This is a genomic window from Shewanella sp. FeAMO, from assembly GCF_053653955.1.
The window spans coordinates 1,736,198-1,761,778 of sequence record NZ_CM132201.1; the positions used below are offsets into that span (position 1 = coordinate 1,736,198).

23 protein-coding genes and 2 pseudogenes are annotated in these 25,581 nt (G+C 42.5%); 24 read left to right on the forward strand and 1 reads right to left on the reverse strand.

Features of this window, described 5'->3' with window-relative positions; genetic code table 11:
• Positions 1–10 precede the first annotated feature (10 nt).
• The 22 genes and pseudogenes from ACWAU4_RS07840 (at position 11) to ACWAU4_RS07945 (ending at position 21,290) form a co-directional block, all read left to right on the forward strand.
• The gene (locus ACWAU4_RS07840; protein WP_454290527.1) at positions 11–982 is read left to right on the forward strand and encodes a Wzz/FepE/Etk N-terminal domain-containing protein; all 972 of its coding nucleotides are present in this window, start codon (positions 11–13) and stop codon (positions 980–982) included.
• Between the two features lie 217 nt (positions 983–1,199).
• Positions 1,200–1,526, forward strand: a pseudogene (locus tag ACWAU4_RS07845) (GNVR domain-containing protein); the annotation flags it as partial.
• Between the two features lie 97 nt (positions 1,527–1,623).
• Positions 1,624–2,613, forward strand: a complete 990-nt coding sequence (locus ACWAU4_RS07850) for an exopolysaccharide biosynthesis polyprenyl glycosylphosphotransferase (protein ID WP_220777721.1) — start codon at positions 1,624–1,626, stop codon at positions 2,611–2,613.
• On the forward strand, positions 2,614–3,363 hold the full coding sequence (locus tag ACWAU4_RS07855) for a glycosyltransferase family 2 protein (RefSeq protein ID WP_345851771.1): 750 nt from the start codon (positions 2,614–2,616) through the stop codon (positions 3,361–3,363).
• 12 nt (positions 3,364–3,375) lie between these two features.
• A complete protein-coding gene (gene rfbB / locus ACWAU4_RS07860) occupies positions 3,376–4,455 on the forward strand; it encodes a dTDP-glucose 4,6-dehydratase (protein ID WP_345851773.1) in 1,080 nt (359 codons plus the stop codon).
• Positions 4,456–4,527: 72 nt separating this feature from the next.
• The gene (gene rfbA / locus ACWAU4_RS07865) at positions 4,528–5,391 is read left to right on the forward strand and encodes a glucose-1-phosphate thymidylyltransferase RfbA (protein ID WP_345851776.1); all 864 of its coding nucleotides are present in this window, start codon (positions 4,528–4,530) and stop codon (positions 5,389–5,391) included.
• Between the two features lie 10 nt (positions 5,392–5,401).
• Positions 5,402–5,800 (forward strand): sugar 3,4-ketoisomerase, encoded by a 399-nt coding sequence (locus ACWAU4_RS07870; protein WP_345851778.1) that lies wholly within the window; start codon positions 5,402–5,404, stop codon positions 5,798–5,800.
• Entirely contained in the window at positions 5,801–6,262 is a 462-nt protein-coding gene (locus ACWAU4_RS07875; RefSeq protein ID WP_345851780.1) for an acyltransferase, read from the forward strand. It begins immediately after the preceding gene.
• 1 nt (position 6,263) lies between these two features.
• A complete protein-coding gene (locus ACWAU4_RS07880) occupies positions 6,264–7,367 on the forward strand; it encodes a DegT/DnrJ/EryC1/StrS family aminotransferase (protein WP_345851782.1) in 1,104 nt (367 codons plus the stop codon).
• On the forward strand, positions 7,364–8,614 hold the full coding sequence (locus tag ACWAU4_RS07885) for an O-antigen translocase (RefSeq protein WP_345851783.1): 1,251 nt from the start codon (positions 7,364–7,366) through the stop codon (positions 8,612–8,614). The genes ACWAU4_RS07880 and ACWAU4_RS07885 overlap by 4 nt, the downstream gene beginning before the upstream one ends.
• A gap of 24 nt (positions 8,615–8,638) precedes the next feature.
• Positions 8,639–9,751 carry a glycosyltransferase gene (locus ACWAU4_RS07890; protein WP_345851785.1) on the forward strand — a complete coding sequence of 371 codons (1,113 nt, stop codon included), beginning with the start codon at positions 8,639–8,641 and terminating at the stop codon, positions 9,749–9,751.
• A gap of 3 nt (positions 9,752–9,754) precedes the next feature.
• Entirely contained in the window at positions 9,755–11,098 is a 1,344-nt protein-coding gene (locus ACWAU4_RS07895; protein ID WP_345851787.1) for a hypothetical protein, read from the forward strand.
• Positions 11,099–11,153: 55 nt separating this feature from the next.
• Positions 11,154–12,074, forward strand: coding sequence for a glycosyltransferase family 2 protein (locus tag ACWAU4_RS07900; RefSeq protein ID WP_345851789.1), 921 nt, complete (start codon positions 11,154–11,156; stop codon positions 12,072–12,074).
• Positions 12,075–12,078: 4 nt separating this feature from the next.
• Positions 12,079–13,245: a nucleotide sugar dehydrogenase gene (locus tag ACWAU4_RS07905; RefSeq protein WP_345851791.1), complete on the forward strand. Its 1,167-nt coding sequence runs from the start codon at positions 12,079–12,081 to the stop codon at positions 13,243–13,245.
• A gap of 77 nt (positions 13,246–13,322) precedes the next feature.
• Positions 13,323–13,409: pseudogene (locus ACWAU4_RS07910) on the forward strand (hypothetical protein); the annotation flags it as partial.
• Positions 13,410–13,475: 66 nt separating this feature from the next.
• Positions 13,476–14,457 (forward strand): IS5-like element ISEc68 family transposase gene (locus ACWAU4_RS07915; RefSeq protein ID WP_454290528.1). Its coding sequence is split into 2 segments (ribosomal slippage): positions 13,476–13,514 and positions 13,516–14,457, totalling 981 coding nucleotides; the frame shifts between segments, so codons are not numbered across the junction.
• A gap of 220 nt (positions 14,458–14,677) precedes the next feature.
• Positions 14,678–15,658, forward strand: a complete 981-nt coding sequence (locus ACWAU4_RS07920; RefSeq protein WP_101095774.1) for an IS5-like element ISEc68 family transposase — start codon at positions 14,678–14,680, stop codon at positions 15,656–15,658.
• A 360-nt stretch (positions 15,659–16,018) separates the two neighbouring features.
• On the forward strand, positions 16,019–16,903 hold the full coding sequence (galU, locus tag ACWAU4_RS07925; RefSeq protein ID WP_107111483.1) for a UTP--glucose-1-phosphate uridylyltransferase GalU: 885 nt from the start codon (positions 16,019–16,021) through the stop codon (positions 16,901–16,903).
• A gap of 160 nt (positions 16,904–17,063) precedes the next feature.
• Positions 17,064–18,083: a dTDP-glucose 4,6-dehydratase gene (gene rfbB / locus ACWAU4_RS07930; RefSeq protein WP_454290529.1), complete on the forward strand. Its 1,020-nt coding sequence runs from the start codon at positions 17,064–17,066 to the stop codon at positions 18,081–18,083.
• A gap of 54 nt (positions 18,084–18,137) precedes the next feature.
• Positions 18,138–19,013 (forward strand): glucose-1-phosphate thymidylyltransferase RfbA, encoded by an 876-nt coding sequence (rfbA, locus tag ACWAU4_RS07935; RefSeq protein WP_454290530.1) that lies wholly within the window; start codon positions 18,138–18,140, stop codon positions 19,011–19,013.
• A gap of 70 nt (positions 19,014–19,083) precedes the next feature.
• On the forward strand, positions 19,084–20,247 hold the full coding sequence (locus tag ACWAU4_RS07940; protein ID WP_454290531.1) for a nucleotide sugar dehydrogenase: 1,164 nt from the start codon (positions 19,084–19,086) through the stop codon (positions 20,245–20,247).
• Between the two features lie 41 nt (positions 20,248–20,288).
• Complete coding sequence (locus ACWAU4_RS07945; protein ID WP_144132241.1) at positions 20,289–21,290, forward strand: NAD-dependent epimerase; 1,002 nt, start codon at positions 20,289–20,291, stop codon at positions 21,288–21,290.
• A gap of 90 nt (positions 21,291–21,380) precedes the next feature.
• Here the strand turns inward: ACWAU4_RS07945 and ACWAU4_RS07950 are convergent, their stop codons facing one another.
• Complete coding sequence (locus ACWAU4_RS07950) at positions 21,381–21,854, reverse strand: copper resistance protein NlpE (RefSeq protein ID WP_243756960.1); 474 nt, start codon at positions 21,852–21,854, stop codon at positions 21,381–21,383.
• 209 nt (positions 21,855–22,063) lie between these two features.
• Here ACWAU4_RS07950 and rfbC point away from each other — a divergent pair, with 209 nt between their 5' ends.
• The gene (gene rfbC, locus ACWAU4_RS07955) at positions 22,064–22,627 is read left to right on the forward strand and encodes a dTDP-4-dehydrorhamnose 3,5-epimerase (RefSeq protein ID WP_144132240.1); all 564 of its coding nucleotides are present in this window, start codon (positions 22,064–22,066) and stop codon (positions 22,625–22,627) included.
• A 405-nt stretch (positions 22,628–23,032) separates the two neighbouring features.
• Complete coding sequence (gene katG, locus ACWAU4_RS07960) at positions 23,033–25,276, forward strand: catalase/peroxidase HPI (RefSeq protein ID WP_208125718.1); 2,244 nt, start codon at positions 23,033–23,035, stop codon at positions 25,274–25,276.
• The last annotated feature ends 305 nt before the right edge of the window (positions 25,277–25,581 follow it).

Genomic DNA, 25,581 nt, shown 5'->3' on the forward strand with positions numbered 1-25,581 from the left:
AGACATAAATATGACTTCACAAATTACTCCTCAACAGCATCCGGATGCACAGTTCGCTGTGAATACGATGAGAGATGACGAAATAGATCTCCGTGAGCTCTTTTCAGTAATCTGGCAAGGGAAATGGTTAATTGCCGGTGTCACTCTGGTATTTGCCGTTGCTTCTGTGGTTATCGCGCTAATGCTACCGAATATCTATAAATCGGAGGCATTATTGGCCCCGGCGTCGGAAGAGCAGGGCGCAGGAGGGCTTGCGGGACTTGCTTCCCAGTTTGGTGGCCTTGCCAGTATGGCGGGGATCAACTTAGGCGGCAACGGTGGCACTGATAAGACGCAACTGGCGATTGAAGTACTCAAATCAAGGCAATTTATTGGTGATTTTATTGAAAAACACCAAATACTGCCTGAGCTAATGGCGGTCGATAAGTGGCACATGGCTGACAATAGTTTTTCATTTGACCGGGATATTTATGAGCAAGATAGCAAGACTTGGGTACGTGACGTAAAGCCGCCATTTCAGCCCAAACCTTCTTTACAGGAGGCTCATAAAGAGTTTTTAGAAATTTTTTCTGTTAATAAAGATAAAGATACAGGGATGGTTAAAATCACGATAGAGCATAAATCTCCTTTTGTTGCCAAGCAATGGGTAGATTGGTTAGTTGCAGACATCAACCTAACCATGAAAGAGCGGGATGTTGCAGAGGCTAACCGAAGCACGGATTTTTTAAATAAACAGATTGAACTCACTAATGTCGCCGACATTCGAACCATTCTATACAAACTGGTAGAAGAACAGGCTAAAACTATCATGTTTGCCGAGGTGCGGGATGAATATGTGTTTAAAACAATCGACCCAGCCTTTGTCCCCGAAGAAAAGGCTAAGCCAAAGCGTGCATTAATTTGTGTGCTAGGTACCATGTTAGGCGGTATGTTAGCGATAATGATCGTCCTTATCAGACATTTTGTTAGAAAAGAAAGTTAAAAAAAGAAATTATGGGCCTATTGGGACTGTTTTCAGAAAAACAGCTGAAAAACAGTAAAACCTAGGTTTTACAAGGGATGGCGCTTACTTAGAAATAAGAGCTACTGTCTCAAAATGGATGAAATGTGTCTCAGCATTGGTTGGAAGGCTGAGATGGAAAAAGTGGAGATTTCGAATTAGAACTCCCACCAAGCAGTAACAGTGGTTAACCTAGCAGGTGGAGGACATCAATCGGGTGATGAAACACTGGGATGTACAGAAGGAAGAGCGCAGTACGCAGTTTTTAAATAAGCAGATTGAACTCACCAATGTCGCCGATATTAAAGCGATTCTTTATAAGTTAGTGGAAGAACAAGCTAAAACCATTATGTTTGCCGAGGTGCGTGATGAATATGTGTTTAAGACCATCGACCCCGCCTTAGCACCCGAAGAAAAGGCTAAACCTAAACGTGCATTAATATGCGTACTAGGCACAATGCTTGGCGGCATGTTAGGTGTTATGTTTGTTTTAATAAGGCACTTTGCTCGTAAACAGAGTGTATAGAATATAAACGTAGAGTTTCTGCATTTAATTTTAAAGTCATGTAGCGGTGCTCTGCATGCCATAGGCCATCCTAATGGTTAACAAATTAGGTCTTTGTATGAATTTACGAGTCAATGAAATAGTAGAAGCCGATGAGTTTCAACCAATTAAAACGGTAACTAAACGTTTTAAGTCAAAACGACAGGTACTCACTCAGGAGGTAATTTATGTCTATTGCCCTAAAGATAGGGAGTTGGAGATAGGTGAGATTATTGATGATTACTCATTCGATATGATCGTTAATGACTACAGCATTACTGATTTAAGCTGTAAAGTTATTTGTCACTTTGAAAGTGCTCGTTTATCCAAAGAGCAACGGCAATTTTTGGTTAAAGCAACTGAGTTGGGTGCTTGGGTGGAGCCGTTAGTAAGTTATCTAGATGAACGGCTAGGTTATACTGAGGTTCGTTTACTTCATAGCGGTTATTTTTTACATCAAAAAGCATTCTCGATTTTATCAACCAAACGTACCCAGTTAGCAAAACGAGTTATTGATTTATTAGCAGCATTTTTGCTTTGTACCGTGGCAATTCCAGTAGGGCTTATTACCGCTTTGGCGATAAAATTAGAAAGCCCTGGTCCTGTATTTTATAAACAGCGTCGCACAGGACAATATAATGATGAATTTGAAGTCATTAAATTCCGTTCAATGCGTAGTGATGCAGAAAAGTCAGGCGCGCAATGGGCAACTCAAAATGATACTCGCGTAACAAAAGTGGGTAATTTTATCCGCAAAACCCGCATTGATGAATTACCTCAAATAATTAATATTTTAAAAGGCGAAATGTCGATTGTTGGACCGAGGCCAGAACGCGAAGTATTTATCGCCAAACTCGAAAAAGAAATTCCCTATTATCGTTTCCGTCATGCGGTTAAACCTGGGGTTACTGGGTTAGCGCAAGTGAGTTACCCCTATGGTGCTTCAGTTGAAGATGCAGTTTGGAAACATAAGTATGACATTTATTATATTAAGCACCATAGCACCTTATTAGATATTAAAATTCTGCTGAAAACTGTTAAAGTTGTTTTGTTCGGTATGGGGCGATAAATGGAGTATCAACCACTTGTTTCGATTATTATGCCAAGCTATAACTCCGCTAAAACTATTAGTGCAAGTATAGAGTCAGTTCTTGCTCAAACCTATCAAAATTGGGAGTTGCTAATTACTGATGATGTATCTGTCGATGATACTAGAGACATCGTACGTAGATATTGTGAAAAAGATAAAAGAATAAAAATATTTGAATTAGAGAATAACTCTGGCGCAGGTGCTTCACGCAACAATAGTATTATAAATTCGACGGGTGATTATATTGCTTTTTTAGATTCTGACGATCTTTGGTTATCGAGTAAATTGTCTATTCAGATAGAATTTATGGAGAAAAATAACGCTTTACTATCATATAGTGCGTATCAAAAGTTTAGTGCTAACGGAGATGGTGGAGTAGTCATCCCACCTAATACTGTTAATTATCAGGAATTATTGACAGGCAATGTTATAGGTTGTTTAACTGCGATATATAACGCTAAAGTGTTAGGTAAACGCTATATGCCATTAATTCGTAAAAGGCAAGATATGGGGCTGTGGCTTAATATTTTAAATGATATTGATAAAGCATTTGGCATCGAAGATGTGTTAGCTAAATATCGCGTAGATACAGGTATGACACAAAATAAATTAAAAATATTAAAGTGGCAGTGGGCTTTTTATCGAGAAGTAGTTGGTTTAAGCTTTTTTAAAACTATTAAATGTTTTATTTTGTATGCCTATAAAGGCTTTTTAAAAAGTAAAATATGAAAGAGTAATTGAATGAAAATTTTAGTAACTGGTGGTGCAGGTTTTATTGGTTCTGCAGTCGTACGCCATATCATTGAAAACACTGATGACAGTGTGATTAATCTAGACAAACTTACCTACGCGGGCAACTTAGAGTCACTTACTAGGGTTGCTAATAATCCGCGCTACACATTCGAAAAAGTAGATATTTGTGATCGAGTAGAGCTAGATCGAGTATTTGCACTGCACCAACCTGATGCCGTAATGCATCTTGCTGCTGAGTCGCATGTTGACCGTTCAATCACTGGACCTGCTGATTTTATTCAGACCAATATCGTTGGTACGTACACGTTACTAGAAGCCGCACGCCATTACTGGATGCAACTTGCTGCTGAGCGCAAATCGGCTTTCCGTTTCCACCATATTTCAACCGATGAAGTATATGGTGATTTGCCACATCCTGATGAGCAAGCTTGCCAAGCAGTAAATCAGGAGTTGCCTTTATTTACCGAGACCACGCCTTACGCACCAAGCAGCCCATATTCTGCCTCCAAAGCTTCCAGCGACCATCTAGTGCGCGCTTGGCTGCGAACCTATGGTCTACCAACGATTGTGACTAATTGTTCCAACAACTATGGTCCGTTTCACTTCCCTGAAAAGTTAATCCCTCTGGTAATTCTCAATGCACTTGAAGGTAAGCCATTACCTATTTACGGTAAAGGAGAGCAGATCCGCGATTGGTTATATGTTGAAGATCATGCTCGTGCCTTATATATAGTGGCCACTGAGGGAAAAATTGGCGAAACTTACAATATTGGTGGCCACAACGAGAAACAGAATCTTGAAGTGGTACAAACTATTTGCAGTATTTTAGATACGTTAGTGCCTAAAGCCACGGCTTATGCAGATCAAATTACCTACGTTACTGATAGACCAGGTCATGATCGCCGCTATGCCATTGATGCATCTAAAATAAGCCGTGAGCTTAATTGGCAACCTCAAGAAACCTTTGAGACAGGCCTTCGTAAAACCGTCGAGTGGTATCTTACTAACCAAGAATGGTGCCAGCATGTTCAAGATGGCAGCTATCAACGTGAGCGCTTAGGCATTTAATCTCTTTTATTATGTTGTTTAAAGCTCAGATTTTTCTTTAAACCTAAGGCCGATTTAGGAACTAATTTTAATATGAAAGGAATTATCCTCGCAGGTGGTTCTGGCACTCGTTTGTACCCTATTACTAAGGGGGTATCAAAGCAGTTATTGCCTGTTTACGATAAACCAATGATTTACTATCCAATTTCTGTACTTATGCTTGCGGGAATTCGGGATATTTTAATTATTACGACGCCAGAGGACCAATCATCATTTCAATGCCTTCTTGGAAACGGTAGCGACTTTGGTATTAATCTGCAATATGCAGTTCAAGCAAGCCCGGATGGTTTAGCACAAGCGTTTATTATTGGTGAAGAGTTTATTGGTAACCATAGCGTGTGTTTAGCTCTTGGGGATAACATTTTTTGGGGACAAGGTTTTTCGCCAATTTTAAAGCGGGCAGCAGAGCGCCAAGTAGGTGCTACGGTTTTTGGTTATCAAGTCAAAGATCCTGAGCGTTTTGGTGTGGTGGAGTTCGATCGAAATCAGAAGGCCATTAGCATAGAAGAGAAACCTATTACCCCAAAATCTAATTTCGCGGTAACTGGGTTATATTTTTATGACAATCGAGTAATTGATATTGCCAAAAATGTAAAACCTTCCGAGCGAGGGGAGTTAGAAATCACTAGTATCAATCAAGCATTTCTCGAAATGGGTGAATTAAATGTAGAGCAGCTTGGACGTGGATTTGCTTGGTTAGATACTGGTACTTACGAAAGCCTATTAGAAGCAGCCTCATTTGTTGAAACGATCGAAAAAAGGCAGGGTTACAAAATTGCTTGTTTAGAAGAAATAGCTTGGCGAAATAGTTGGCTTACTGATGAGCAAGTTCAAAAGGTTGCAAGTGAAATGTCCAAAAATAGCTATGGGCAATATCTTAGTTCATTGCTGGCATAAAGGAGAGGAAGTGAGCTTAATTAAATTTATTGAGTTTAAAAACCTTGGTGATGAAAGAGGTGATTTAGTTTCATTTGAAGAAAATGGGAATATCCCATTTGATATAAAACGTGTTTATTGTATTTATGCTACTAAAGCTGATACTGTGAGAGGCTTACATGCGCACAAGACTCTCAAGCAGGTAGCAATTGCAATAAATGGGTGTTGTAAGTTCATTTTGGATAATGGATTAACCCGTGAAGAAGCTATTCTTGATACTCCTACAAAAGGGTTGCTAATTGATTCTTGCTTATGGCGAGAAATGCATGATTTTTCGGATGATTGTATTTTGATGGTATTGGCAAGTGATATATATGATGAGTCAGATTATATAAGAGATTATCAAAGATTTATTGAGGCTGTTTATTAAATGTTTATTCATCCGTTAAGTGATGTACAGAGCAGAAAAATAGGCGATGGCACTCGAGTTTGGCAGTTCGCTGTTGTGCTAAAAGAGGCCATAATTGGTCGCGATTGTAATATTTGTGCCCATACCCTGATTGAAAATGATGTAGTGCTGGGAGATAACGTAACAGTTAAATCAGGCGTATATATTTGGGATGGTACAAACATTGGTAATAATGTCTTTATAGGCCCTTGCGCGACCTTTACCAATGATAAAATGCCCCGTTCTAAAGTTTACCCTGATACATTTTCTAGAATAACAATCGAAGACCATGCCTCTATTGGTGCCAATGCCACTTTGTTACCCGGCATAACTATTGGCAAGCATGCCATGGTTGGTGCGGGTGCTGTGGTGACTAAAGATGTACCCGCTTATGCTGTGGTAGTCGGTAATCCAGCCAAAATTATTAAATATATAGAGCAGTAATATGATCAACTTCCTTGATTTAAAATCTATTAACAACCAATACCAGCAAGATTTAAAAGATGCCTGTGCGCGAGTCATTGATTCAGGCTGGTATATCATGGGTAATGAGCTGATCGAGTTTGAAAAAGAGTTTGCAGTTTACTGCGGTACTAAGCATGCTATTGGGGTCGCCAATGGGCTTGATGCGTTAATCCTAACCCTCCGTGCGTGGAAGGAACTTGGTAAATTACGAGCTGGTGATGAGGTGATTGTCCAGGCAAATACCTATATCGCTTCCGTGTTGGCAATCACCGAAAATGATCTGGTGCCGGTATTGGTAGAGCCAAACCCAGGTAGCTTTAATCTTGACCCCGAAACACTAGCCGCGGCCATTACTCCCAAGACTAAGGCGATTTTACCTGTCCATCTTTATGGGCAGCTGTCGCCGATGCCAGAAATTATGGCAATTGCCAATGCACATAACCTACTAGTGTTGGAAGATTGTGCGCAATCTCATGGAGCTGAAATTAAAGGTAAACGGGCTGGGAACTGGGGAGATGCTGCAGGATTTAGCTTTTATCCCGGTAAAAATTTGGGGGCACTCGGTGATGCAGGTGCAATAACCACAAATGATGATGAGTTAGCGCAAACTCTTAAAGCCTTAAGGAATTATGGTTCGCATAAAAAGTATGAAAACCTGTATCAAGGGGTTAATAGCCGTCTTGATGAAATTCAAGCAGCAATGTTACGAGTTAAGTTGCGCCATTTAGAGGCCGAAACCTCTCGTCGTCAGCATATTGCTCAAACTTACCGTGCTCATATCTGCAACTCGCTAATTACACTGCCGCAAGTGAATGAAGAACTCGCACATGTTTGGCATTTATTTGTCATCCGTTGTGAGCAGCGTGAAGCGCTGCAAGCATATTTAGCTAAGAATGGCATTCAAACGCTAATTCATTATCCAATTCCCCCCCATAAACAGCATGCCTATAGTCATTATTCTGATTTGCAGTTGCCACTAACTGAGTTAATTCATCAGCAAGTACTTTCTATTCCGCTTGACCCAACCATGAACGATGAAAACATAGCTAAAGTCATTTCAGCGATGAATGAGTTTGTTGCATGAAACGATTACTCAAAGTCACCGCCATGACAGGGCTACTAACCCTGCTAAAAATGGCGATGGGTTTTGTCATCGCTAAAGTGGTGGCTATTTATACTGGTCCTACAGGTTTGGCCATGCTTGGTCAAGTGCAAAGTATGGTGGGCAGTTTAAACGGAATTATTAATGCACCAGTGGGGAGTGGTATTGTCCGGTACACTGCTGAAAATAAGGAACAAGGGTTTACGGCTTGTACGCCATGGTGGCGTGCTTCGCTACAATGGGTACTTGTTATTTCTTCAATCGCAATCCCAACTGGCTTGCTATTAGCTGACCATATTGCTTTATGGCTATTTCAGGATACAAAACTTGCTTGGATCGTTATGTCGACAGTATGCGTGTTACCATTATCAGCACTTGGCACCTTGTGTAATTCAGTGATTAATGGTCAGCAGTTATACCGTCGTTATGTTGGGTTAGGTATGCTATCCGCGCTAATATCTGGTGGTGTGATGTTAGCCATGATTACTTTTTACAATATACGAGGTGCTCTTTTAGCCGCTGCGATTCAATCTGCGTTAATAGGTTTGGTGATGTTAGTTGCTAACCTAAGGCAACCTTGGTTTAAATTACGTTACTGGTGGGGGAATACTGACGCAAGCGCGCGTAAATCAATTGGTGGTTATATGTTAATGGCGATTACCTCTGCTTTAACTTTACCAATTTCACTTATTTTAGTGCGCAATATTTTAATTGAACAAGTGGGGTGGGAAGCAACTGGGCAATGGCAAGCGGTATATAAAATCTCTGAAGTGTATTTAGGGGTGATAACTATGGCGTTAGGGACCTACTATTTGCCTCGATTAGCATCGTTAGTTGGTATCGATGCTATCATTAAAGAGATAAATCATACAGCTAAAGTCATTATACCTAGTGTGATATTAATGTCTTTAACTGTATATTTACTACGTGATGTAGCTATTACAATATTATTTACCGAAGAATTTAGAGCTGCGCGAGACTTATTTGCTATTCAGTTATCTGGTGATGTAATAAAAATAGTTAGTTGGTTGTATGCATATCCTATGTTATCCCGTGGTGCGACAAAATGGTATATTATGTCAGAAATATTTTTTTCAATTTCTTTTGTTATAACCACGTTTTTTTTTGTTTCAAAGCTCGGTATAGTTGGAGCTAGTTATGCGTATCTTTTAAGTTATTTAGTTTATCTTTTTTTTGTTTTGAAAAATGTTAGAAAGTTCTCTAACTAAATTTAATTTATCGAGCTATCGAGAATGACATATTTTTTTATTATACCGACATTAACAATTGGTGGAGCTGAATCTGTTTGTGTGAAGACTTGCAATGAGATGAAAGCCTCTGGTGAGGAAGTCCAATTACTGGTCTTTACTAATAAAGTTGAATACTCACTGCATCCTGGAATAGTATTGAATAAATTTATTGGGTTCTCTGGTTTTTTTAAATATTTGAAATTTTGCTATCGGAATAAGCATAATGGCGTATTCATTAGCTATATGGAGAGAGCTAATTTTTTTAATCTAATTTCACATGTGTTAACTGGAGTGAGAAACTTATATTTAACCGTTCATACTGCACCTAGGTCAGGGTTTGGGAATAGAACATATACGAAACAATGCATTATATATCTGTTGTATAAAATTAGTTCTATTCTAAACTTAAAAGTTATTACTGTATCTAATGGGATCGCAAATGAACTGAAATCTTTGTATAAAATAAGAAATATATCGATTTTATATAATTTTATTGATACGCTCCAATATGAGGATGTCATAACAATTAGACAAAAGAATGCTAGGTTGTGTTTTCCCTCAAACAACAGTGTATCTTTATTATTCGTTGGAAGATTAACTCCAGTTAAGGGATGTGATGTATTACTTGAATCATTAAAAAGATGTGTTAGCAATAAAAATATTACATTAACTATTGTTGGCGATGGTCCAATGCGTACCGTATATGAACAATATGTATGTAATGAAGGTTTAGTTGAACAGGTTAACTTCGTTGGTAAAGTAAATAATGTAAAGTCATTCATGCTTAACGCTGATTACCTTGTTGTACCTTCTTACGCAGAGGGGTTCGGAATGGTTATTTTAGAAGGGCTTTTATCTGGGTGTAGTATTGTTTATTCTGAGTGTAATTTTGGTCCAAAAGAGTTAATGTCTCAATACTTTTCTTTTGTTAATTCTTATGCCTTTAGTGATCCATCTATTTCACGTAGTAAATCAATCGAAGAATTATCAGTTATACTTTCTAATCTATCTACTTATTCACTAAATGTAAATGTTTACGAAAAAATAGTTGACGTCATCAATACCGAGTTTTCATCAAATGCAGTAATTAAGAAATTAAAGTCAATGGTGGATTGAATTATGTTTGATTCTATATCTTTGATTTTTCTTTTTTTGAGTATTGTTTTTACTTTTTCCACGCTTGTAATTTATAGATGTTATCGAAAAAAGTTAAGAATATTTACTGGTTGGTATTCATACACACAACCATTTTTTGTTTTACAGCTATTGTTGTTGACTTATTTAGGTATTTATATCGCCTTCTTTATGAAGGATTTTTTCCCTAGATTGAATGATGTAAGTTACGAGTCAATAGCTATTTTTATGTTGGCAATCACTTATTCTGTTTTTGTTCTTATTTTATTCTTTATTCTTTACTTTGAAATAACTAAAAAAAATAATTGCACTCGCTATTGTAGCGTTCGTGAACTTTTTTTTGCAAGCAAAAGCGTCTTAACAACTAAACAGTTGAGCTATATCTTGTTTTTTATATTTTGTTATATTTCTTATAAATATTATTTTTTTTATTCAAAATCACCCCTTTTTTTTCTTCTTTCCGGTGACCCATTAAAGGCTGCTGAGTCTAGATATTTAATTCAAACAGGCGTTGTTTCAGTAGATGTTAAATATTTATCTAAAGTAGTAGAAATACTAGGGTTTTATTCTGTAATATATACTTTTATATTATATAAGATCTTTGATAAAAAAGTTTACTTGATTTATTTTTTGTTATTCTTTGTTCTGGCTTGTTCTAATTTGGTTTTTGATGCCCAAAAAGCCCCTGTTATTATTATTGTTTCTTGCTTATTTTTTGTTACCATTGTGATTGATAATAAAGTGAGGTATTTTTTTTATTTTACTTTATTAATTTCATTTTTAGTGGTTTTAATTAGTTATTTATCTTCAAGTGATGAGAGTTTTAATTTTAATGTTTTTCTGTCTGTTATCGATCGTGTTTTAATTGGGCAGAATCAGGGGATGTACTATATTTATGACTATTTAAATGTGAATTATTATGATGTATTTTCTTGGCTTAGTGATGACGCCTTTAAACCTGCTGATAAGTTAGTTATTAAATTTATGGATTTTTATGCTGGGAATTCAAATATTGTAAATGTGAATACATACTTCATGGGAGAAGCATGGTATTCGATGGGTTGGTTTGGGCTAATCTTGTCTCCATTTATTATTTCATTTGTATTTTTACTTTTTTTGCTTATTTTTGATTATTTACTTTGTAAAAATTATTTGCTTTATTTTCCTCTTGCTATTTACACAGCATCCATTATCCCTATATCTCGCTCTTTTTATCAAGTCATTAGTATGAAGTTTATTTTGTACGTTCTTATTTTTGGTGTGTTGCCGATTTATTTAGTTAGCCTGCTAAGGCAGCGAGACACTATATCTAGTCAGAAATCAATCTAAAATATGTAAGTCAATGGTTTCTTAATTTTATAATTTGTTTGTGGTCAAGTAGCTTATGATGAGTAATGGTAATTATGTAGCAAGTTTCATTATACTGTCTTACAATCAAAAGGATTTTATAGAAAAGGCAATTTTATCTGCTTTAAATCAAAATACTTTTTATAAATTTGAGGTGATAGTCGCTGATGACCATAGTGTCGATGGTACTTGGGACATAATTTGTAAAATGGCATCTATTTATAATTTTAAATACACTAGAACAAGTGTTAATTCTGGTGTTGTTAATAATCTTAATAACGGCTTTAGATTGGCTCAAGGTGATTTCATTTTCTTAATGGGGGGGGATGATATTTCACATTCAGATCGTGTGTCAATTGTGCTTGAGTGTTTTAATCATAATGTAGATACATTTTGCGTTTATTCAAATACCTTTGATATGAACTCTGAAGGTCATGTTTTAGCTAAGGAGTCGAGTGGATTTAGGTATCACCAAAGAAATGGAGAAATGACTGTTGATTCATTTTTGAGAGGTGACCTTGGTGTTTTAGGATGTAGTGCTGCTTATCATAGAAGAGTTTTTGATTCATTTGGTAGTTTATATCAAGGTTTGCCAAGTGAAGATAAGGTATTAACTTTACGGGCATTGATGTTAGGCCGTATTTCTTATATTTGTAATGAATTGGTTTTCTATAGACTTGGCGTTGGTTTGTCCAATAATATGTCAATGCGTTCTAAAGATAGTTATTTTAAACTTATGAACGGTAAGTTGAAAACTTATAATGGTTATTTACATGATGGTGTAGGTGAACAATTGAGCATTCGTCAGGCCATTTTAATTCGTCGTTATATTGTTTTTTACACTTTGGTTCTGTCATTGCTTGTTAAATTCAATTTCCGTAAGGCTTTTAAATTATTTTTTTGTAGAGTTAGTTTTAGGGAAAAAGCTAGATTTCTTTTTTACTATTTGATGAGTTGAGTAAATGAATATTTCTATCGCTGGTACTGGATATGTTGGTTTGGCAAATGCAATGTTACTTGCACAGAATAATAATGTTATTGCATTTGATATTTCTGAAGAAAAAATTAATTTTTTAAATAATGGTTGTTCGCCAATTGTTGACTCCGAAATTAGTGATTTTTTAGCTAATAAATCACTTAACTTTACGGCGACTCTTGATAAGGTATTCGCTTATAAAAATGCTGAATTTGTAATTATTGCAACTCCGACTGATTATGATCCAAAAACGAACTACTTTAATACATCCTCAGTAGAGGCAGTGATCCAAGATGTGTTAGCGATTAATCACCATGCGGTAATGGTGATTAAATCTACAGTACCAGTCGGTTTTACTGTCAAGATTAAAGAAAAATATAATTGTGATAATATACTATTTTCGCCTGAGTTTTTGCGTGAGGGTAAAGCGCTTTATGATAACTTGCATCCATCACGAATTATTGTCGGTGAGCGCAGTAAACGCGCCAAGGTCTTTGCAGATTTATTAGTTCAGGGTGCGGTTAAAAAAGATATTCAAGTGTTATTTACTGATTCGACTGAAGCTGAAGCGGTTAAGTTATTCTCTAACACTTATCTTGCAATGCGTGTTGCTTACTTTAATGAGCTTGATACTTATGCTGAGACCCATGGGTTAGATACTCGGCAAATAATTGAGGGTGTGTGTTTAGATCCTCGTATTGGTAATCACTACAATAATCCCTCCTTTGGTTATGGTGGTTATTGCTTGCCTAAAGATACTAAGCAACTTAGAGCCAACTACGCCGATGTACCTAACAGTATTATTGGAGCGATTGTTGAGTCAAACACCACTCGTAAAGATTTTATCGCGGATTCTATTTTAAGTCGTAATCCTAAAGTTGTCGGCATTTTTCGACTGATCATGAAGGCTGGTTCCGATAACTTTAGGGCTTCGAGTATTCAAGGCATAATGAAGCGTATTAAGGCAAAGGGGATTGAAGTTGTCATCTATGAACCCGTTTTAAATGAGCCTGAGTTTTTCCACTCTAGGGTTATAACTGATCTTGCAGAATTTAAAGCGAAAGCGGATGTGATTGTATCTAATCGTATGGCTAATGAACTCGCTGATGTTGCTGATAAAGTATATACCCGTGATTTGTTTGGTAGTGATTGATTTTTTTATATCTAATTACGTAAAACGATTTAAAAAGCCGAAATTGTATTCGGCTTTTTTGTTTTTAAGGATTTTGTATGTCTAGGAAGTATTTTGGTACTGATGGTGTGCGTGGCAAAGTGGGAGAATTCCCAATTACCCCTGATTTTGCGATGAAGTTAGGGAAGGTGCGAATAAGTCCGAGATGTGAGATCATCGTGTTGTAACCTGAACCCAGAATGAGTAACCGGATGAGCCAGCAACTGACTTTTGCCGACAGTGAGTTTTTCCAGTAAACGCCGCCAGACCCGCAAAGAAGTTTTCCTTGGCAGAATGGATGACTTGCTTCCCTGGGACAAATTACTTGGCGTTATCGAGCCTGTGTATCCCAAGGCCGGTAATGGTCGCAGGCCCTATCCGCTGGAAACCATGCTGCGTATTCACTGCATGCAGCAATGGTACAACCTGAGCGATGAGGCCATGGAAGATGCCCTCTATGAAATCGCCTCCATGCGCCAATTTGCTCGCCTGTCACTGGATAAAGCCATTCCAGACCGCACTACCATCATGAATTTCCGGCATTTGCTGGAGCAGCATGAACTGGCCCGCAAAATCTTCAGTACCGTTAATCACTGGCTAGCAGAGTGTGGCGTTCTAATGACCCAGGGCACCTTGGTGGATGCCACCATCATTCAAGCCCCCAGCTCTACCAAAAACAAACACAATAGCCGTGATGAAGACATGCACCAGACCAAGAAAGGTAACCAGTGGTACTTCGGCATGAAAGCGCACATTGGCGTGGACGCCAAAAGTGGCCTGACCCACAGTCTGGTGACCACGGCGGCTAACGAGCACGACCTCAATCAGGTTGGCAAGTTACTGCATGGCGATGAAGAATTTATCTCAGCCGATGCTGGTTATCAGGGGGCCGAAAAGCGCGATGAGCTCAGCGATGTCAGCGCAGACTGGCTTATCGCCAAGCGTCCCGGCAAAGTGAATGCATTGAAGCAACACCCGCGCAAGAACAAGCTGGCCATCCGTTACGAATACCTGAAAGCGAGTATCCGAGCGAAGGTTGAGCATCCATTTCGGATAGTAAAATGTCAGTTTGGTTTCGTCAAAGCCAGGTACAAGGGGCTGGCTAAAAATGACAGTCAACTGGCGATGTTATTCACCCTGGCGAACCTGGTTCGAGTTGACCAATTGATACGGGCACAGGCGAGATCTACCTGAAATGAGGAAATTGGCCTGAAACAGGGCCAAAATCAGCCACGAAGAGACGATTTTGGGCTGAAAATTGGAAAATTGAGCCACAGGACGTCGATAAAGGACGGTTTGGGGCGTCATATCGGGAGCTGCGGACCACTTAATCGCAGCTTCCCTAGGGAAGGTGCGAATAAGTCCGAGATATGAGATCATCGTGTTGTAACCTGAACCCTGAATGAGTAACCGGATGAGCCAGCAACTGACTTTTGCCGACAGTGAGTTTTCCAGTAAACGCCGCCAGACCCGCAAAGAAATCTTCCTTGGCAGAATGGATAACTTGCTTCCCTGGGACAAATTACTTGGCGTTATCGAGCCTGTGTATCCCAAGGCCGGTAATGGTCGCAGGCCCTATCCGCTGGAAACCATGCTGCGTATTCACTGCATGCAGCAATGGTACAACCTGAGCGATGAGGCCATGGAAGATGCCCTCTATGAAATCGCCTCCATGCGCCAATTTGCTCGCCTGTCACTGGATAAAGCCATTCCAGACCGCACTACCATCATGAATTTCCGGCATTTGCTGGAGCAGCATGAACTGGCCCGCAAAATCTTCAGTACCGTTAATCACTGGCTAGCAGAGTGTGGCGTTCTAATGACCCAGGGCACCTTGGTGGATGCCACCATCATTCAAGCCCCCAGCTCTACCAAAAACAAACACAACAGCCGTGATGAAGACATGCACCAGACCAAGAAAGGTAACCAGTGGTACTTCGGCATGAAAGCGCACATTGGCGTGGACGCCAAAAGTGGCCTGACCCACAGTCTGGTGACCACGGCGGCTAACGAGCACGACCTCAATCAGGTTGGCAAGTTACTGCATGGCGATGAAGAATTTATCTCAGCCGATGCCGGTTATCAGGGGGCCGAAAAGCGCGATGAGCTCAGCGATGTCAGCGCAGACTGGCTTATCGCCGAGCGTCCCGGCAAAGTGAATGCATTGAAGCAACACCCGCGCAAGAACAAGCTGGCCATCCGTTACGAATACCTGAAAGCGAGTATCCGAGCGAAGGTTGAGCATCCATTTCGGATAGTAAAATGTCAGTTTGGTTTCGTCAAAGCCAGGTACAAGGGGCTGGCTAAAAACGACAGTCAACTGGCGATGTTATTCACCCTAGCGAACCTGGTTCGAGTTGACCAATTGATACGGGCACAGGCGAGATCTACCTGAAATGAGGAAATTGGCCTGAAATAGGGCCAAAATCAGCCCCGAAGAGACGATTTTGGGCTGAAAATTGGAAAATTGAGCCACAGGACGTCGATAAAGGACGGTTTGGGGTGTCATATTGGGAGCTGCGAACCACTTAATCGCAGCTTCCCTAGCTGCACTAGGTATTTCCGGAGAATGGATGCATGTGCCTGAATGGATCATGTTTTTGGGTTTTGTCGCGATTTTTGTGGCCTATAATTGGGCATTAGCACACATTTGGCAAATATTAACCTGGCTTCGTAAAGCTTAGCTTATTGAGTTATTGGGGAAAAATCCTCTCATGAGGATTTTTTTTGTGCGTTTTATATTATCGGATTGTTTATGAAAGTTGTTATTCCCGTAGCGGGTCTTGGTACCCGTATGCTTCCTGCGACTAAGGCTATCCCGAAAGAGATGTTGCCGCTTGTTGATAAACCACTTATTCAATACATAGTTAATGAATGTGTAGCAGCCGGTGTGAAAGAGATTGTGCTGGTGACTCATGCCAGTAAAAATGCGATCGAAAACCATTTTGACACCTCATATGAGCTTGAGTCGACGCTTGAGAAGCGAGTAAAGCGTCAGTTGCTAGATGAGGTGCAATCAATTTGCCCTAAAGACGTGACTATTATGCATGTTCGTCAGGGTGAGGCTAAGGGGCTTGGTCATGCGGTGCTTTGCGCAAAACCTTGTATAGGCAACAGTCCTTTTGCGGTTGTGTTACCTGATGTGATTTTGGATGAGTATAGTGCCGATCAAAGCTCAGAAAATCTGGCGGCGATGATCAAACGCTATAAAGTGGCTCAAGCTAGCCAAATTATGGTGGCTCCAGTACCTCAAGATGAAGTGAACAAGTACGGTATTGCTGATTGTGCTGGGGTAGACATAGCACCTGGAGAGTCATCAATTATTAAGGCGATGGTTGAGAAGCCTGCCGTTGATGAAGCACCATCAAACTTAGCTGTTGTTGGTCGTTACGTTTTGTCTGAAAAAATCTGGGACTTGCTGGCTAAAACCCCCGCAGGTGCAGGTGATGAGATCCAATTAACAGACGCAATCGACATGTTGATTGAATCAGACACCGTCGAAGCCTTCAATATGACAGGTAAGTCTCATGATTGTGGCGACAAACTTGGTTATATGACGGCTTTTGTTGAGTATGGCCTGCGTAATGAAAAGCTGGGTAAAGAGTTTCGTCAGCAACTATTGAATTTGCTAGCACAATAGACTTTACTTTTACTTCAAGTGAATGCCCACTTTTTACTACAGTGGGCATTTTCGTTTTCAGCAGGTGAGATTCAGCGAAGTGTAATGAAATATTCTTGGAATATACCACTCAGAAATAGTCATATAGCATAGCTAAACTCATCAATATTGGTAGTGAAAAATGAAGGTTTTAGTCACAGGTGGAGCCGGATTTATTGGCTCGGCTGTTATTCGTCATCTTATCAACAATACTCAAGATAGTGTGATTAATGTTGATAAGTTAACTTATGCAGGCAGTCTCGAGTCTCTTGTTCGCGTAGAGAAAGATAAAAGATACGCTTTTGAGCTGATTGACGTTTGTGATCGAGCGGAATTAGATAGAGTATTTGAGAAACATAAACCAGATGTAGTTGTCCACCTAGCAGCGGAAAGTCATGTTGACCGTTCAATCGACTGCTCTGCTGCTTTCATTCAAACCAATATAGTGGGCACTTACACTTTATTAGAAGCTGTTCGTAGCTATTGGCAAGGTCTTTGTGGTGTTCAAAAGGCTAACTTTCGTTTTCTTCATGTTTCCACAGATGAAGTCTATGGTGAGCTAGATTTGTTAGATTCACCATTTACTGAAAACAATCGATATGCACCAAGTAGCCCATATTCTGCATCCAAAGCTTCCAGTGATCATTTGGTGCGTGCGTGGTATAAAACCTACGGCTTACCTGTAGTTATCAGCAATTGTTCAAATAACTATGGCCCTTATCAGCACTCAGAAAAGTTAATTCCACGGATGATATCCTGTGCGCTGGAAGGTAATCCTTTGCCAATATATGGAAGAGGGGAGCAAGTAAGAGATTGGCTTTATGTTGAAGATCATGTCCGAGCACTTGTTAGTATTTTGACTCAGGGACGTATAGGTGAAACCTATAACATAGGGGGGCAGAGTGAGAGGCGAAATATTGATGTTGTGAGGGCTATCTGTACTCTTTTGGAAGAGTTTGCCCCTAACAAGCCCAAAGGTTTGACGCAGTATGAGCAGTTGATTAGTTATGTTGCGGATAGGCCTGGTCATGATATGCGCTACGCTATAGACGCTAACAAGATTCAAACTGAATTAGGTTGGCAACCTTATGAGTCTTTTGAATCAGGTCTACGTAAAACAGTTGCTTGGTATGTCAATCGTCGTAAAAGTTGTGGGCAGTAATATTGTGACCGCAACGAGTGTGCTGGAACGGTTTCAGCAGATAAAAAGGTAGCCATGAAAGGCATTGTATTAGCTGGCGGTACAGGTAGCCGTTTGTTTCCTACTACTCGTGGGATATCCAAGCAGCTACTGCCCGTATTTGATAAGCCGATGATTTATTATCCTTTATCGGTTCTTATGTTGGCGGGTATTCGTGAAGTTCTCATCATAACCACTCCTCAGGATCGGACCGCATTTGAGCGTTTACTTGGTGATGGCAGTGCTTATGGGATTAGACTTGAGTACTTGGTTCAGCATGAGCCCCAAGGGATTGCTCAAGCGCTGATTTTGGCCGATGATTTTTTGAAGCAGCAACCTTGTTGCCTAATCCTTGGCGACAATATCTTTTACGGCCAAGGGTTCACCGGTCAGTTAAATAATGTAATGACTAAACGTGCCCGAGATAAAGGCGCAACTGTTTTTGCTTGCCAAGTGAAAAATCCTCAGCGCTTTGGGGTCATTACATTTGATGATTCTGGCAAGCCTCTATCGATTGAAGAAAAACCTTTGAAGCCTAAATCTAATTGGGCGCAGACAGGTTTGTATTTTTTAGATGGAAGAGCATCAGACATTGCCAAGAGCTTGCAACCTTCTGCGCGAGGCGAGCTCGAAATAGTAGACCTTATCAATCATTACTTGATGGAAAACGTCCTGGATGTTGAGTGCTTGGGTCGAGGGTTTGCTTGGCTTGATACCGGTACCGTAGAGTCGCTCCACCAGGCTGCATGTTTTGTTCAGAGTATTCAAACATTGCAGCAAGTAAAGATTGCTTGTCTTGAGGAAATAGCTTTGCGACAGCATTGGATATCCACAGAACAACTCAGGCAACACGCGATATCTATGGGAAGCAATGAATATGCAGCCTATCTTTGCTCCTTACTCGATTTATGAATTCTGTCTTGTATCGGTCGTTTTTCTCCTGTGCTAAGTTAGCGTACAGCATAAGCCATTGGGGAATAAAATGAAGATAGTGGTTGTTGGTACGGGTTATGTGGGCTTGTCAAATGCGGTGTTGTTGGCACAACATAACCAGGTGTGGGCTTTGGATGTCTCCTCGAAGAGGGTGGCAATGGTCAATGCCGGGCGCTCGCCCATCGCCGATGAGCTTATTGAGCAACACTTGGTGAGCAATAAGTTGCAGTTAACTGCCACAACGGACAAAGAAGTCTATCGTGGCGCAGATTATGTCATCATTGCAACACCAACGGATTACGACCCCAAGACTAACTACTTCGATACCAGCACCGTCGATGAGGTGACGCGGGACATTGTCGCCGTTAATACCTCTGCTTGCATTGTAATTAAGTCAACTGTGCCAGTTGGTTTCACCAGAGCATTACGTGAGAAGTACAACTCGGCCAATATCATATTCTCACCTGAGTTTTTGCGAGAAGGCAAAGCCTTATACGATAACCTCTATCCTTCGAGGATCATTGTCGGCGAACGTTCTGAGCGGGCAGAGCGCTTTGCTCATCTGCTAGCTGAAGCCGCGCTAAAGCCCGATATTCCGGTACTTTTTACCGGCAGCACAGAAGCCGAAGCCATTAAGCTTTTTGCCAACACATACTTGGCCATGCGTGTGGCTTATTTCAATGAGCTGGATACTTACGCTGAAACCCATGGGCTGGATACCCGCCAGATAATTGATGGTGTGTGTTTGGACCTCAGGATTGGGAGTCACTATAACAACCCATCATTCGGTTATGGTGGCTACTGTTTACCGAAAGATACCAAGCAACTGCTTGCCAATTACAACCAGGTTCCCAACAATCTGATTGCGGCCATAGTGGATGCCAATAGAACTCGTAAGGACTTTATTGCGGACTCTATTATTGCCAGAAAGCCCAAAGTGGTTGGGGTATATCGGCTGATAATGAAGTCTGGCTCAGATAACTTCCGCGCTTCTGCAGTGCAAGGCGTGATGAAGCGGATTAAAGCCAAAGGGATAGAAGTGGTGGTTTATGAGCCGGTACTTGAGGAGAATGAGTTTTTCCGCTCGCGGGTGATAAGCGACTTGGCTGAGTTTAAACAGATCTCTGATGTGATTATTTCCAATCGCATGGTCGATGAGCTAAAAGATGTTGCCGATAAAGTCTATACCCGGGACCTGTTTGGCAATGATTGAATACGCCGCAGAAGGGCTGCAAGTTGAATGAGACCAACAAAATGAAATATCTGGTTACCGGCGCAGCCGGTTTTATCGGTGCCCGAGTTTGCGAACGGCTTTGTGAGGCAGGGTGCGAAGTTGTTGGTATCGACAATCTCAATGATTACTACGATGTCGGTTTAAAACAGGCCAGATTGCAAAAACTGGCTGATTTTAACCATTTCCAATTCCAAAAGCTTGATCTTGCCGACCGGGAAGCCATGGCTGAACTCTTTGCCAAAGGTGGTTTCAAGCGGGTTATCCACTTGGGTGCCCAAGCCGGCGTCCGTTATTCGATTGAAAATCCCTATGCTTATGCAGACAGTAATCTTGTCGGCACTCTTACTGTGTTGGAAGGTTGTCGCCATCATGGCATAGAGCATTTGGTGTACGCCTCTTCCAGCTCTGTTTATGGCCTCAACAAGAAGATGCCGTTTGCGACAACGGATTCGGTTGATCATCCAGTTTCTTTTTATGCGGCGACCAAAAAAGCCAATGAGATGATGGCTCATAGCTATGCGCACCTATATGGCTTGCCCACAACGGGACTGAGGTTTTTCACCGTCTATGGCCCATGGGGGCGCCCGGATATGGCACCTATGCTGTTTGCCGATGCCATTACCTCTGGCAGGCCAATCAAGGTGTTTAATCAGGGGGATATGAGCCGTGACTTCACCTTTATTGATGATATTGTCGAAGGCATTATCAGAGTGGCCGATAAAGTGCCAAAGACACAAAGTGATTGGACGGTAGAGCAGGGCACTCCGGCAACAAGCAGTGCTCCATATCGCGTGTACAACATAGGCAATGGCAGCCCGGTTCGTTTATTGGACTTTATCAGCGAGCTTGAAGCAGCACTCGGGCAAAAGGCTGAAAAAATTATGCTGCCTATGCAAGATGGTGATGTCCAGGCCACTTGGGCAGATACCGAAGATTTATTTAAAGCTGTGGCTTACAAACCACAAGTTGGGATCAGTGAAGGGGTGAAGGCTTTTGCTGATTGGTATAAAGCCTTTTATTGATAAAAGAGCCATAGCGCGCTTCAGATCTGAAGCGCACTATGACTTGACTTGGCTGTATTAGCTTAACTATGCGGCTCTACACTGTGCCAATTACTGTTCTTTACTCAACCTATAGTTATCCGCCAGGCTGCCGGTGATGCGGTTGCCTTCTCTATCCAGCATAAACAGCTGATTTTCCCCTACCAGATATTTACTGCCATCCTCGAGGGTGATTTTGCCGCCACTGGCATCCCAGGTGAACTTGCCGCTTTCGCTGAATATGCTTTCGTCCTTACCTTGATACACTTGCTGCAGGCGATAGCTGTTGTCTCCCTTGAGCGTCAGCGTGGTTTCTATTCCTGAGCAATCTGCACAGGGCAGCAGCCCTTTATAACTTCCTTCCCAATCCAGCGCATTTTGGCTGGTATCACCCATTGGTACTTGCGCTGTTTGCTCAGCGGGGGCTGTAGCCGTTTCTGTTTGGCCGTTAGTGGCCGGAGATTGTGTCTCCTGGTCTTGGCAAGCCGCCAAGCCAAGCGCCATACCACTCGTCATCAATAACGCAAAAATAGTAGACTTGTTCATGGTTTATTCCCTTAAGTTACCTAAGTTGGCCTTCAGGCTAGCACAGCTGTTTTGGCGGGAGTAAGGCTTTTGTCACACCATCTGGGTTACGGTTCAGAGCATATTCAGTCACGTAACCGGCTTGTTTACGCAATGCAATGGAAAGGCTATCGTCCTATGACTACGACTCCTGTTACAATCCCTCCAATTACCGTTTTTTGTGCCTCTTGATGAAAGCTCAATCTCTCCCTTTATCCGGTCTGATATTGTTTACGCCCGAAATCTTCAGCGATACCCGGGGCTATTTTATGGAGTGCTTTCGAGCCTCCGGTTTTGAAAAAGCCTTGATGGATTCCGGTCAGGCTGCTGTCACTTTAGTGCAGGAAAATCACAGTTGCTCTGGCGCGGGAGTGCTTAGGGGGCTTCATTTTCAGTGCCAATACCCCCAGGGCAAGTTGATTCGGGTTATCAGCGGTGAGATCTACGATGTCGCTGTCGATATTCGTCCCCAGTCTCCCACCTTTGGGCAGTGGCACGGTTTGTATTTATCGGCACAGAACCGCTGTCAGCTGTGGATCCCACCAGGGTTTGCCCATGGTTTTTATGTGACCAAGGGCCCGGCCGAGGTGATATACAAGTGCAGCGATTATTATCAGCCCGGCGATGAAGGTGCCATTGTCTGGAACGATGCTGACTTAGCGATAGACTGGCCGCTGAATATCGCACAGGGTGAGCCATTACTCTCTGCCAAAGACAGACAGGCCAAGCCCTTTTGCGCTCAAAAGTGGGTTTAAACACGAATACTTGATAGTAGTTACTGACTTCCAATCTTTGGCTTAGAGAATGGCTTAGAGAATGGTTAAGCAGAATGGCTTAATAGCAGGTTTGTGTTTTTGAGATGGCTGAAATGGTGTCAATCTCACCGGGTTAGGAAGCCGTCAGAGAATAGTTGGATAACTACAGAATACCATTCCCTAAATTAGTTAATGCTTCTTTTTAGATTACGACAATCTGATTTAATCGTTAGTCGCGAATAAGTTTCCTCACTACCTTGGAGTGAACAGCGGCAGGCCGTATTCGCCGCTGTTTAACTGTGCCCGTTTGTTAAGGCGTGCTAACCAAAGGCGCCGGCATTCGCGGCACTTGAATCGGGAAAGTGGCTTATCCCACGCCCTTCACCAAGGAAGAGGACTTCCAACATGAAATCAAGTATCCCATCTCTGACCGCGGTGGCGCTGTCTGTCGCTATGGTTTTTGGCGCAGCCGCTACCCAAGCGGCGCAGTCGCAATCTGCCGCTCAACCTCAGGCCGCAACAACCAACGCCTATTGGTGGCCCCAGCAACTGGATCTATCACCACTGCGCCAGCACGGCGCTGAATCCAATCCCTACGGCGCCGATTATGATTATGCCAAGGCCTTTGCCTCTTTGGATTTGGACGCCGTCAAAGCCGATATCAAAACCACGTTGACCACTTCTCAGGACTGGTGGCCCGCCGACTATGGCCACTATGGCCCTTTCTTTATCCGTATGGCCTGGCACAGTGCCGGTGTTTATCGCATCTTTGACGGTCGCGGCGGTGCCAGTGGTGGTCAGCAACGTTTTGAACCTCTCAACAGTTGGCCTGATAACGTCAGTCTCGACAAGGCTCGCCGCCTACTTTGGCCAATCAAACAAAAGTATGGCAGCCAGATCTCTTGGGCCGACCTCATGGTACTGGCCGGTAACGTATCCCTGGAGTCCATGGGCTTTAAAACCTTCGGGTTTGCCGGTGGCCGCACTGATGACTGGGAAGCCGAAAAGGTTAACTGGGGCGCCGAAAAACAGTGGCTCGACAATAAACGCCACAATGAAAAGGGTGAGTTGGCAAAACCCTTGGGAGCCACCCAGATGGGGCTCATCTATGTGAACCCTGAGGGGCCCAATGGCGTACCAGATCCCTTGGCATCCGCCCAGGAGATCCGTGATACCTTTGGCCGTATGGCCATGAATGATGAAGAAACCGTGGCGCTGATCGCCGGTGGTCACACCTTCGGCAAGGCTCACGGCGCCCATGATCCAGCCAAGTGTGTAGGCGCAGAACCCGCTGCCGCCGGAATAGAGCAGCAGGGTCTTGGCTGGAAAAACCGCTGCGGTAAAGGTCACTCGGAAGATACGGTTTCCAGCGGCCTGGAAGGTGCCTGGTCTTCCAACCCCACCAAGTGGACCATGGAATACTTAACCTGGCTCTACACCTTCGATTGGGTACAAACCAAGAGTCCGGCCGGCCACATTCAATGGATCCCTGCCGATGGCAAGGCCGCCAATTTGGTGCCTGACGCCCATATCCCCGACAAGCGCCATGCTCCCATCATGTTCACCAGTGATATCGCGCTGAAGGAAGATCCTATTTACCGCGAAATCACGACCCGTTTTCTCAACAACCCGGCCGAGTTTGAGCTGGCCTTCGCTAAGGCTTGGTTCAAGTTGACCCACAGAGATATGGGGCCGAAGACCCGCTACCTGGGTAAAGACGCGCCTTCTGAAGATCTGATCTGGCAAGACCCTATCCCTGCCGTCGATCATGTTTTGATCGACGCGGCCGATATCAAACAACTGAAAGCGGCTATTTTGGATTCAGGCATCAGCGTGCCTGAGCTGGTGAAAACGGCTTGGGCCGCTGCGTCATCTTTCCGTGGCACAGATATGCGTGGCGGCGCCAATGGTGCCAGAATCGCCCTGAAGCCCCAGAGCGATTGGGCGGCAAATGATCCCAAGGCATTGGCGAAAGTCATTGGTAAACTTGAGAAAATCCAAAAGAATTTTAACAAGAAAGCCAAGGGCGGTAAAAAGGTGTCGCTGGCCGATCTCATTGTCTTGGGCGGCAGTGCAGCCATAGAAAAAGCCGCGGCCGATGCCGGGGTTAAAGTCAATGTTGCCTTCCATCCCGGGCGGATGGACGCGACTCAGGCCCAAACAGATGTGAACTCCTTTGCCGTGCTTGAGCCCAAGGCCGATGGCTTCAGAAACTATTTCAGTGATCAAAGCCCGGCATCACCGGCCGAAGCTCTGATTGAAAAGGCGAACTTCCTTAACCTGACGGTTCCTGAAATGACGGTATTGGTCGGCGGTCTCAGAGTGCTGAATGCTAACAGCGGTGGCAGCAAGCATGGGGTGTTCACCCAAAGCCCAGGCAAGCTCAGTAACGACTTCTTCGTTAACCTGCTGGATATGTCCACTCGTTGGGAAAAGGATAAGGAGCCAGATCTCTATCAGGGCCTTGATCGTCAGTCCGGCAAGCTCAAATGGACGGCTACGCCGGTCGACTTGGTGTTTGGTTCCCATTCAGAGCTCAGGGCCGTCGCTGAAGTGTATGCCGCAGACGATGGCAAGACCCGTTTCGTTGAGGACTTTGCCAAAGCCTGGACCAAGGTGATGGAGCTGGATAGGTTCGATTTGCAGTAATCGTTGACGGTTGATGTAAACAAGTAAGAGAGCGGATAATCCATCCCATGAAATCGGCGCAGGCTTTGGCTTTGCGCCGATTTTTCTTGGGGCTTTCCCAAGTACTATTTCTATTGGATTTGGGGATGAGCTGTTCGGCCATTAGAACAACTTCAGCTGCCGGCTCGTCGCATACGCCGTTAATTGTTTGGAACGAGACTCTATTGATTCACATATCAACTAGCGTGCAATCGAGTCAGATAAAGTTTAGCCCATGGCCAAACAACCAAACTGGCTGATTGGATTTATAAAAAGGGCATAAACCG

What these genes read in the sequence shown, in the direction of transcription:
- ACWAU4_RS07945 (WP_144132241.1), top strand. Translation starts at nt 20,289, where the DNA reads ATGAAATATCTGGTTACCGGCGCAGCCGGTTTTATCGGTGCCCGAGTT.
- katG (WP_208125718.1), top strand. Translation starts at nt 23,033, where the DNA reads ATGAAATCAAGTATCCCATCTCTGACCGCGGTGGCGCTGTCTGTCGCT.
- rfbA (WP_454290530.1), top strand. Translation starts at nt 18,138, where the DNA reads ATGAAAGGCATTGTATTAGCTGGCGGTACAGGTAGCCGTTTGTTTCCT.
- ACWAU4_RS07855 (WP_345851771.1), top strand. Translation starts at nt 2,614, where the DNA reads ATGGAGTATCAACCACTTGTTTCGATTATTATGCCAAGCTATAACTCC.
- rfbA (WP_345851776.1), top strand. Translation starts at nt 4,528, where the DNA reads ATGAAAGGAATTATCCTCGCAGGTGGTTCTGGCACTCGTTTGTACCCT.
- ACWAU4_RS07950 (WP_243756960.1), bottom strand. Translation starts at nt 21,854, where the DNA reads ATGAACAAGTCTACTATTTTTGCGTTATTGATGACGAGTGGTATGGCG.
- ACWAU4_RS07890 (WP_345851785.1), top strand. Translation starts at nt 8,639, where the DNA reads ATGACATATTTTTTTATTATACCGACATTAACAATTGGTGGAGCTGAA.
- ACWAU4_RS07920 (WP_101095774.1), top strand. Translation starts at nt 14,678, where the DNA reads ATGAGCCAGCAACTGACTTTTGCCGACAGTGAGTTTTCCAGTAAACGC.
- rfbB (WP_454290529.1), top strand. Translation starts at nt 17,064, where the DNA reads ATGAAGGTTTTAGTCACAGGTGGAGCCGGATTTATTGGCTCGGCTGTT.
- ACWAU4_RS07885 (WP_345851783.1), top strand. Translation starts at nt 7,364, where the DNA reads ATGAAACGATTACTCAAAGTCACCGCCATGACAGGGCTACTAACCCTG.
- ACWAU4_RS07840 (WP_454290527.1), top strand. Translation starts at nt 11, where the DNA reads ATGACTTCACAAATTACTCCTCAACAGCATCCGGATGCACAGTTCGCT.
- ACWAU4_RS07850 (WP_220777721.1), top strand. Translation starts at nt 1,624, where the DNA reads ATGAATTTACGAGTCAATGAAATAGTAGAAGCCGATGAGTTTCAACCA.
- ACWAU4_RS07905 (WP_345851791.1), top strand. Translation starts at nt 12,079, where the DNA reads ATGAATATTTCTATCGCTGGTACTGGATATGTTGGTTTGGCAAATGCA.
- ACWAU4_RS07900 (WP_345851789.1), top strand. Translation starts at nt 11,154, where the DNA reads ATGATGAGTAATGGTAATTATGTAGCAAGTTTCATTATACTGTCTTAC.
- rfbB (WP_345851773.1), top strand. Translation starts at nt 3,376, where the DNA reads ATGAAAATTTTAGTAACTGGTGGTGCAGGTTTTATTGGTTCTGCAGTC.
- ACWAU4_RS07895 (WP_345851787.1), top strand. Translation starts at nt 9,755, where the DNA reads ATGTTTGATTCTATATCTTTGATTTTTCTTTTTTTGAGTATTGTTTTT.
- ACWAU4_RS07875 (WP_345851780.1), top strand. Translation starts at nt 5,801, where the DNA reads ATGTTTATTCATCCGTTAAGTGATGTACAGAGCAGAAAAATAGGCGAT.
- ACWAU4_RS07940 (WP_454290531.1), top strand. Translation starts at nt 19,084, where the DNA reads ATGAAGATAGTGGTTGTTGGTACGGGTTATGTGGGCTTGTCAAATGCG.
- rfbC (WP_144132240.1), top strand. Translation starts at nt 22,064, where the DNA reads ATGAAAGCTCAATCTCTCCCTTTATCCGGTCTGATATTGTTTACGCCC.
- galU (WP_107111483.1), top strand. Translation starts at nt 16,019, where the DNA reads ATGAAAGTTGTTATTCCCGTAGCGGGTCTTGGTACCCGTATGCTTCCT.
- ACWAU4_RS07880 (WP_345851782.1), top strand. Translation starts at nt 6,264, where the DNA reads ATGATCAACTTCCTTGATTTAAAATCTATTAACAACCAATACCAGCAA.